The sequence below is a fragment of the Hungatella sp. genome, assembly GCF_046966825.1.
The window spans coordinates 1-9,333 of the sequence record NZ_JBKVCZ010000195.1 but is presented as its reverse complement, the minus strand read 5'-3'; the positions used below and the strand labels follow the sequence as shown (position 1 = coordinate 9,333).

Below are 9,333 nucleotides of genomic sequence, written 5' to 3'. Positions count from 1 at the left end.
CTCTTGGAATCAGTACGGATTATTTGCTGCTGGGTAAGGTCACAGAGGAAGATAAATCACTCCTTTCCCCGAAGGTATCTGAACTGACGCCGAATCAATACAGACACTTGGAAGATATTATCGGAAGCTTTGTAGCCGCTGTTAAAGAAAAGGAGACACAGGAGAAATAAACCTCCCATGTCTCCTTTTCAGTTATTCCGGAATGCCGACAATGTATTCATAATTAAAGCCCGTGCATGGTTTTCTTCCTCCTTGCAGACTGGGGGAACCGTTTGCTCCTGTCGGGAAACCGCTGCCGGCGTCTCTTCCTGTTCTGGAGTCTGCACGGTATTTACCGCAGGCTGCATGTCTGCCGCAGTATGTATTGCTGCTGCAGGCCCGGGGTGAACCTTAACTGTCGGCTGCGTTTTTTGCACAGATTGCGGCGTTGAAGCTTCTGACGCCTGCTCCTTCAAAATCCCCCTCACCATCTCCTCAATCGCCCCTTTATCCATCAGCCATGAAACAGGAATATCCGGGGTTTCAGGACAATGGATATAATGCAGGATTGCATTGACGATAAAGGGAGCCTTGCTGTGCGCTCCCTGGCTCTCTAGGATCTCAATGACCTTTCTGTGTGCAGGATCATTTTCATTAAACTTAATCGTAAAGCGCTCCCTGTCCTTTTTAGCCGCCATAGGAATCACCTGCCCGCCATTTCAAGCTGATACAAAAATTCATATCCTTTGGCATTGGCATTAATCTCGTCCACAAATAAGGGCCTGCCAATTTTGCCGGACGCCTCTATTTGTCTGCGAAGCAGAATCGCTCCTCCCCCAACAAATACAACGCTGCCTGACCGCAAATCAATCATACGCTCCCGCAGGGTATTGAACAGATCATTAATAAATTCCTGCGCCTGGTATTCAACGAGTTGAACCGCCTGCTCTGTATATCCGTCTGTTTGTCCCTTCAGTATGGCGTCGATATCACTTTCATCGAGAAGCAAATCCAGTTCAGCATTTACTTTTGAGCGAATCTTATTGTATAGCAAAATCACGCCATTTTCCAGGGAATCACATGTGGAAAGATCCGCCTGTCCGTATTTCATTAAAAGATAATCCGCCGTAAACCCGCCAATATCCAAAACCAACGCCTTGGGGCTGTCAATCAGAGATTCCATCATGGTTACAGCGGCCGCATAAGCCTGGGGGAAGCAGACCACATCTTCAATATATATCGAATGTGGCTTACCGTGATAATGGAACTTAATCACGTCCCGGTTCATAAAATATCCGGTGAAGCTCTTATTTTGAGCGCCGAAGTGAGCTGGCGGAAGCCCTACCGCAAGCTGAATGCGTATCACATCTTCTGAATAACATTTCATAGCCTCAATTTCATTAGCAGCGCCGAACAGTGTCAGATAAAAAAACCGGTCATCCTCCGTTTTATCCTTCCGGTAAGGAATTCGCTGGTTGGAAAGAGTATAGTAAGTCCCATTACATTGAATTATATTTTTTCCAAATGGCTTCTCAATACTCTGCTGCAGCCCGGACACAAATGGCGGGCAGTGAATCGTCTTGATCTGTTTATTTCCGTGGTCGATTGCTAATAACATAGAATACATCTCCTTTTTAATTTTTATACTTATCCTTTACGTTCCAATTACGTCTTTTTCAACAGACCACAGAAATTTTATGCGTATTGCGTATTATTTATCGTGCTTAAACCGATATCCAATTCCCCAGACCGTCTCTATGCAGTCATAGCCATATATCTGTTCCAGCTTCTTCCGGATTTCACTGACATGATAGCGGATTGTTTCATCTACATTAATAGCCGTGGATTCATTCCACACCTGATAGTAAATCTGTTCTTTCGTAAAAATGCGTCCCACATTGCGAGCCAGGAGATACAGAAGCGCAAATTGGCGAGGCCCTAATGTCAATTCCTGACCGTTGACCTCTACCTTACATTCATGCGGATAAAGTGACAGGTTTGATAGGGACAGCACCGGAGCTGGTGATATATCTACAAACTGGATTTTTTCAGCTTCTATGCTGTCCAATATCTTATTTAAAACATGCTCCTCCGCTTCATCAAGAGTGATAATAACAATCTTTCCCATCCTGGCACCTCCTCTCAATTCCAATACTCATAATTCCGTAATAGCAATCTTATCAAACTTCCTTACCCCTTTCCGCCCCGGCAGTTTTTGCAGGACAATGGTAATGGCGAATCAGGAAAATAATTCCCACAGCAATTACCCCCATAAGGGTTTCAGCCGATCCAGCATGTGTTACCACCATCTCCCTGGCTATGGCAAACAGCAGGACCTCTACTACTGCCTCCGGAGCGTGCTTTACCAGCATTTTGATAAACTCAATCCCCACAACCAGCGCCAGCGCATCCCCTAAAACCTGATTTAAGTCTACCACCTGCGGATTATGTATCAAGTCCCCCATTAAATTCACTGCTAAAAGAATCGCTCCAGATAATATGGCAACAAGGAGGATTGCAGCCACAAAAAACTCCAGGAAAGCAGCTATTTTTGTAAAATAAGAAGCTGTTATCCGGTTCATTTCAAATTCTTTCTTATCACCTTTCAGCTGTACTACTCTCCTTAATCTATTCAAAACCTACCATACAGCGTTTTGACATAAAACCTCTGGGCACCAGCTTCCCCCTATGTTGTTTCCTCCAACCCGGAAAGTGAACGGACTGCAAAGAATCCCGCCCCAGCCAGTGTACCGCACAGAAGCATCTGATTGGCCTCTGGCACCCCTGGGAAAATTTCCACCAGGGAAGCCAGTATAAATCCAAAAATAATTAAATACGTGGGCCGTGGATAATTCTTCATTGCATGTTCCAAAGTTCTTGTAGAAAGAAAAATCCCCAAAAGCACCCCGGCTCCGAATGGAACTAAAACAGGCAGATGAAACCCGTGCAGGGCCAGGATCATACCGTCATAAACCCCAAAAACAAGAAGCAGATAGGAAACACTGATTCCAGGCAATATCAAAGCCACCGCAGCTGCAATACCGGTCATTAATAGAAATACCGTTTCCTTTACCCCCATGGACAATCCCGTCTGGACAGGAGCTTCCGGAAGTACGGACAGTGTCCATACGAGCAGCATCCCCAATGCCGGCCAGACTAAAACGGGTATGGATAACTGCCGGACCTCCGCTTTCTTTAACATCAATGGAATCCCTCCTCCCACCGCCCCCATAAAAAAATAAAGCATCTGCATGGGATAGCGATCCAACAGGGAGAGCAGCGGCTGGGAAAACAGGAGGATACCGATAAAACCTCCAGCAGAAAATGTCCCCAATAACAGCAGACTCTTGACGCTGCGAATAGAATTAACAGAGTATATCAGCCTGTCATAAATCCCCAGCAGCATTGCCATCGAACCTCCGCTGACGCCGGGGACCATCATGGTGCTGCCAACACAGAGACCTTTCAGCATGACAGATAAAACAGAACCTTTCAAATTTTATACCTCCTGATTTAAGTAAGTAGATACATTGCCATAACAATCCCTAAGCCAATCCGATACCACCCGAAAATTTTAAAGCTGTGCTTCTTAATAAAATTCATTAGTCCCTGTATCACCAGCAGAGATACCAGAAACGCCACAATCATTCCGGTCAGCAGGATAACCGCCTCTACCCAGGTTAATTCCCAGCCAAATTGAAGTATCTTAAATAAGCTTGCCCCCACCATGACAGGGACTGCCATGATAAAGGTAAATTCCGCCGCCGCAATACGTGATACCCCGATCATCAATGCTCCGATTATCGTTGCGCCGGACCGGGACGTCCCTGGAAGTACGGCGGCAATCATCTGGAAAAAACCAATCCATAAGGCAGCCCTCCAGGTTAGCTCCACCGCGGTATGAACCACAGGTTCTCTTTTTCGCGCCTCCACCACCAGAAACAGAATCCCCACAACAATGAGCATAATAACCACCACATAAGGGTGGTAGAACAGATTGTTTATCTCATCGTTCCATAAAAGCGCCGCTACGCCCGCGGGAATACAGGCAACGACAATCTTCCCCCATAGGAGAAGGATATCCGGCTTTAGACGAAAACCGCCCTTCAAAGCCCAGGGGACCATCCGTTTCCAATACAAAAGCGGAACTGCCAGAATAGATCCAAACTGGATAACCACAAAAAACAGTTCCATAAACTCATTCGACTGGCGCAGCGGCAGAAACTCATTCAGCAAAATCATGTGCCCTGTGCTGCTGACCGGAAGCCATTCCGTCACTCCCTGAATGAAGCCAAAGATAATCGCCTTTAATATTTCCACAACTTCTATAATTGTCAATGTTTCACCCACCTTTCTTCTCTAAATCATTATTTATATAAGTCAGAATACAAAAAGACATAGCCTGCGCCCTTTCATAAGCGCAGGTTATGCCTTTTTTATTCTGATTCTTATTCTTATATTCTGGGGCAGCGTCGCTATCGGCGTCGTCCATACGTTCCGTAATTTCCTTTCGTATCAATCCATTTCAAGGTTATGAAGGTATTATATGGGGAGGGGCATCTGCTGTCAACAGGATGTGGATACATTTAACACTATTTTTATATTTTGTCAGGCCCTGGCTTTTTCAAAAAGATATGGTGATTTCTGGAACGGTACGAAATAACAGATTTTTATTGATTCCGGCTCTCTGTTCTGGTATAATTTTGCCATATCATTAAACTGGAGGAGGGAATACATTACATGCCGGACAACGCGCCAGAAGACGCTGCCCCATATAACGACAACTTGTTTTTCCATACATAGATAGGCATGACTGCGCCCGTTGCGGGAAGTCATGCCTGTTTTCGTGTAAAAAGAAAGAAAAAACATCACAGAAAGGAATCACCTTAATGGAAAGTGACACCATATCCCTCATTATTATTGTTTTCTGCATCATTATGTCAGCCTATTTTTCCGCCACGGAGACGGCATTTTCTTCTCTTAACCGTATCCGGGTAAAGAACATGGCGGAAAAGGGGAACAAACGGGCCGCTCTTGTCCTGAAGCTGTCGGAGGACTACGACGGTATGCTCTCCACAATTCTGATTGGCAACAATATTGTGAATATTGCCTGCGCCTCCCTGTCCACGCTCATCTTCGTGCGCTTTTTGGGTGACGAGGCCGGAGCCAGCGTCTCCACCGTGGTAACTACTATTGTAGTCCTGATATTCGGGGAGGTATCTCCAAAAAGTATTGCCAAGGAATCGCCGGAGCGCCTCGCCATGCTATCCGCCCCCCTCCTCAATGTCTTTATTAAAATACTTGCCCCCGCCAACTTCCTGTTTCGGCAATGGAAAAAGCTGTTGTCCGCCGTTTTCCGTTCTTCCGATGAACGGGGAATTACGGAAGAAGAGCTGCTTACCATTGTAGACGAGGCCGAGCAGGGCGGGGGGATCAACAAGCAGGAAGGAACCCTGATCCGCAGCGCCATTGAATTCACGGAGCTGGAGGCAGGCGATATATTCACCCCAAGAATTGATATTATAGGAATCCCAATGGATGCTGACAAAGAGGAAATTGCAGAGCTGTTTGCCCGGACCGGCTTCTCCAGGCTGCCAGTGTATGAAGATAATATCGACCATATCATCGGAATCCTCTATCAAAAGGATTTCCATAACTACATTATCCGCACTGACCGGGATATACGGGAAATGATAAAGCCCGCCATGTTCATCGCCCAAACAAAGAAAATAGGTCAGCTTTTAAAGGAGCTTCAGCGGGATAAAATGCACATTGCCGTCATACTGGATGAATTCGGTGGAACCGTGGGAATTGTCACGCTGGAGGATATTCTTGAGGAGTTGGTGGGCGATATCTGGGACGAGCATGATACAGTGGTGCAGGAAATAGAAAAGATATCCGATCAGGAATACCTGGTCCTGGGAAGCGCCAATATTGACCGGCTTTTTGAATTATTGCAGAAAGACCAGGACTTTAATTTTCTCACTGCCAGCGGCTGGGTGATGGAACTGGCCGGACGGATTCCAAAGGAAGGGGACTCGTTTGAATACCAGAATTTGAATGTTACTGTTTTAAAAATGGCGGAAAAACGGGTGGAGCAGATCCGTGTGATGGTGAAGGATAATCAACCGCCTTTACCTGAAGAATAAGTATCTTTCAGGACTGCAACCAAAAGTTGACAAAGTGTATCCAGCAAAAGATAGAAGGATTCCGCTTGTTCTGGTATTATAAAAACATCAAAATCAGGAGGAATCTACATGAATTTTGGAGAGAAGCTTTTCAACCTCAGAAAAGAAAAGGGATTGTCACAGGAAGCCCTTGCCGAGCAGCTAAATACAACCCGTCAGGCAATCAGTAAATGGGAAAACAACCATGGATATCCTGAAACAGAAAAGTTATTAAAGCTGTCAGATATTTTTCAGGTTCCTGTAGACTTTCTTTTAAAAGAAACCACTGGAATAGAAAATCAAAACAGCGGCAATATTTATGTCACAAGAGAGATGGCGGTCAGCTATCTTTCCAGCGAAAGCATGGTTAATAGATATTTTGGCCTTGGAACCGCAGCCTGGCTGCTTGGCGGTATTCCTTACAACATGTTGCCAGACGGAGATCCCCTAAAAACACCAGGCATTGCCGTATTTCTTTTGGCAGGTATCTGTATCTGGATTGTCGGTGCCTTTAAAGAAAACGACACGCATAAAATTCTGAAGCAGGAACCCTTGATTCTGGATCATGTATTTTATCAGGAACTGTCCGCTCAATATATGCAGATTAAGAAGCGTTATCAAGTTGCAGCAACCGTGAGCGCCTTATTACTGGCAGTCTGTATCACATTTATTGCTATCGACGCAAAAGGCTATATCGGCTCTGCCGTATACCATATCTTCATTTTCATCGGTCTGTCCCTGGGCGCCTTTGGATTCATTCAATCCGTAGGTAAAATAGATATGTATGAGTTGCTAATACATAATGAACAGTATTGCAGCCGTATCTGGTTTAAATTGATGAAAAAAGTTAGAGACAGGATAAATAATCTTTGATAAACACCTGATTAGTAAGAACGGGACTATGTTTTGTCAAACCGGAATCCGGTGGATACAAAATCGAGTAGGGGGCGGTGGGATAATCAACACATATCCCAACGCCCCTGTTTTTGCCTGTTGTTTATTCACGCGGAAACCGGGCATAGTACCCCGGTTAAATTACGCTCCGCCAAGCTACTCCGTCCCCGTCTGCCACGCGTCCCTCTTCTTCACCCATAAAGCCCACAGGATACTGGCAATGCACACCGAAGAAAAACAGCCGCTGACAATTCCAAACAGCATAGGAAGAGAAAATTCAAAAATGGAAGGTATCTGGTAATACCATGACACTGCCACCAGAATCAGCACACCGATTACGGTTGTCACGGACGTATAGACAGACCGGGACAGACTCTGGGATACGCTCATATCCACTAACCAGAATATATCCTTCCCTTCCCCCTTCCTCATATTTTCCCGTATCCTGTCATAAATAACAATAGTGTCATTGATGGAATACCCAATGATCGTAAGCACCACCGCCACAAATGCGTCATTCAGAGGAATCGCAAAAACAAGGAACACGCCAAACACAATCAGCACATCATGTACCAGCGCCGCCATGGCCGCCAGCCCCGCGGAAAGCCCGGACAGAATCGAGAACCTAATCCATACATACAGAGTAATCAATACTGCCGCAAGTCCCATAGCGATTATAGATCGGTTTAACGCCTGCTGCCCGATATAGGGCTGGACAGAATACGTCTCCGAGAGCTCCGCGTTCATTTCTCCATATTCTCTGTGAATCAGATCCGTGGCCTGCTTCTGTTCCTGCGGGCTGATACCTTCCTTTCCGGCAAACGTAACAACCATGGACTGCCTTCCCTGTCCATCCTCCCTGGTAAACTGGACGCTCACATTTCTTCCAAGCGCTTCTCCCAGGGATGATGCCAGCCGTTCCGAATCCGTTTCCTCCTGAATCTCATATTTCAGTGTCGTTCCCCCGGTAAACTGGGTGTCCAAGCTCACGCCATTTCTGGCAAGTCCAAGGAAACCTAAAAACAGGGCCGCCGCCGATATGGACAGCCAGACCTTTCTGTGCTTCATAAACTGGTAGATCCGCTGTTCTTTCTTATAACGGAACCAGCCTGGAGAGGAAAAACAGCCCTCCTTCACCAGGGACAGCAGAACCACCTTTGAATAGTACACTCCAATTACAACATTGATAATAATACCGGCCAGTAGCGTATAACCAAAGCTAAGCATAGGACCTGAGCCGAAAATCATCAGAATGACTGCCACAATAGCGCTGGTAATGTTGCCGTCCATCACGGAACTGTAGGCCCGCTTATACCCGGCAAGAACCGCGTCCCTTAAAGAAGATCCATCTCTTAATTCCTCACCGATTCTTTCATTGATAATTACATTTGCATCCACCGCCATTCCCAGAGACAGGATAATACCCGCGATACCAGGAAGTGTCAGTGTATATTGGGGGACTGAGATGGCTAAAAGCTGCAGGCACATCTGAAAAGCCATTCCAAGGCAGGCCACAAAACCCGGAAGCCGGTATTTTATCACCATAAAGATACAGAGTAATACAAATGCCGCAATCCCGGCTCCCATCATGATATCCAGGGCGGCCGATCCCAGCGAAGGGCTGATTGTGCTGAAATTCCGGGTCGCCATAGAGTAAGGAAGGGCGCCCGCGTTGATTTTGTCAGACAGCTCCTTCGCCTCCCCATAGCTTTCCATTCCGTCAATAATAGCATTCCCGCCCGTAATCCGGTCCTTTACCACTGGGTTTGAGATCATGACATCATCCATAAATATCCCCATGCGCTGACCGGTCAGCTTCCCTGTGGCGTCCTCAAACTTCTTTGCCCCCTCCTCTGTAAAGTGGAGTTCCACGGCATACTGCTTTAATCCGGTTCCGCCGCTTTCCACAGGGCTGCTGGTAGAGACGTCCCTTCCTTCCAGCATGATATTTCCCGCCTCGTCGCGGAACGTCAGATTCGCCATTTCTCCCAGTTCTGCAATGGCTGCTTCCGGGTTAAACTGTGTCTCCCCTGATTTCCATGGAAAGCGGACAATCACATATCCCCGGTCGATGTCCGCCGTGACCTCCCTGTCCAGAATATTTTTATCATCCAGCCTGGATTCCATGATGTTGCGGGCAGCCGTGACCTCTGCCTCCGTGGGAGCGCGGTCTAGGCCCACCGGCTCAAAAACAGCCTCCACACCGCCGCGGATATCAATGCCAAACCTCATATCCCTGGCACCTTTTATCTCGTCCCCCAGCCCAAACCATACAACGGCAGCACTTATAACC

The 9,333-nt window shown here is 46.6% G+C and carries 9 protein-coding genes; 2 read left to right on the top strand and 7 right to left on the bottom strand.

All coding sequences use genetic code 11. The features are described 5' to 3' along the window. Positions 1-188: 188 nt before the first annotated feature. The 6 genes from ACLTD4_RS31485 to ACLTD4_RS31460 form a co-directional block, all read right to left on the bottom strand. Positions 189-677, bottom strand: a complete 489-nt coding sequence (locus ACLTD4_RS31485) for a hypothetical protein (RefSeq protein ID WP_006771577.1) — start codon at positions 675-677, stop codon at positions 189-191. Between the two features lie 5 nt (positions 678-682). Then, complete coding sequence (locus ACLTD4_RS31480; protein ID WP_006771578.1) at positions 683-1,597, bottom strand: ParM/StbA family protein; 915 nt, start codon at positions 1,595-1,597, stop codon at positions 683-685. Between the two features lie 93 nt (positions 1,598-1,690). Further along, positions 1,691-2,107, bottom strand: a complete 417-nt coding sequence (locus ACLTD4_RS31475) for a winged helix-turn-helix domain-containing protein (protein ID WP_006771579.1) — start codon at positions 2,105-2,107, stop codon at positions 1,691-1,693. Between the two features lie 52 nt (positions 2,108-2,159). Continuing rightward, entirely contained in the window at positions 2,160-2,561 is a 402-nt protein-coding gene (locus tag ACLTD4_RS31470) for a phosphate-starvation-inducible PsiE family protein (RefSeq protein ID WP_006778102.1), read from the bottom strand. A gap of 104 nt (positions 2,562-2,665) precedes the next feature. Then, positions 2,666-3,475 carry a DUF368 domain-containing protein gene (locus ACLTD4_RS31465; protein WP_006778101.1) on the bottom strand — a complete coding sequence of 270 codons (810 nt, stop codon included), beginning with the start codon at positions 3,473-3,475 and terminating at the stop codon, positions 2,666-2,668. A 17-nt stretch (positions 3,476-3,492) separates the two neighbouring features. After that, on the bottom strand, positions 3,493-4,317 hold the full coding sequence (locus ACLTD4_RS31460) for an undecaprenyl-diphosphate phosphatase (protein WP_006778100.1): 825 nt from the start codon (positions 4,315-4,317) through the stop codon (positions 3,493-3,495). 551 nt (positions 4,318-4,868) lie between these two features. Between ACLTD4_RS31460 and ACLTD4_RS31455 the strand changes: the two genes are divergently transcribed. Next, positions 4,869-6,128, top strand: coding sequence for an HlyC/CorC family transporter (locus ACLTD4_RS31455; protein ID WP_006771585.1), 1,260 nt, complete (start codon positions 4,869-4,871; stop codon positions 6,126-6,128). A 108-nt stretch (positions 6,129-6,236) separates the two neighbouring features. After that, the gene (locus tag ACLTD4_RS31450; RefSeq protein ID WP_006771586.1) at positions 6,237-7,019 is read left to right on the top strand and encodes a helix-turn-helix domain-containing protein; all 783 of its coding nucleotides are present in this window, start codon (positions 6,237-6,239) and stop codon (positions 7,017-7,019) included. A 177-nt stretch (positions 7,020-7,196) separates the two neighbouring features. Here the strand turns inward: ACLTD4_RS31450 and secF are convergent. Then, positions 7,197-9,333: protein translocase subunit SecF (gene secF, locus ACLTD4_RS31445; protein ID WP_412331865.1), on the bottom strand; the 2,137-nt coding region annotated here is incomplete at its 5' end.

Coding starts and splice junctions, on each gene's coding strand:
- ACLTD4_RS31485 (WP_006771577.1), bottom strand. CDS start 677: ATGGCGGCTAAAAAGGACAGGGAGCGCTTTACGATTAAGTTTAATGAA.
- ACLTD4_RS31480 (WP_006771578.1), bottom strand. CDS start 1,597: ATGTTATTAGCAATCGACCACGGAAATAAACAGATCAAGACGATTCAC.
- ACLTD4_RS31475 (WP_006771579.1), bottom strand. CDS start 2,107: ATGGGAAAGATTGTTATTATCACTCTTGATGAAGCGGAGGAGCATGTT.
- ACLTD4_RS31470 (WP_006778102.1), bottom strand. CDS start 2,561: ATGAACCGGATAACAGCTTCTTATTTTACAAAAATAGCTGCTTTCCTG.
- ACLTD4_RS31455 (WP_006771585.1), top strand. CDS start 4,869: ATGGAAAGTGACACCATATCCCTCATTATTATTGTTTTCTGCATCATT.
- ACLTD4_RS31450 (WP_006771586.1), top strand. CDS start 6,237: ATGAATTTTGGAGAGAAGCTTTTCAACCTCAGAAAAGAAAAGGGATTG.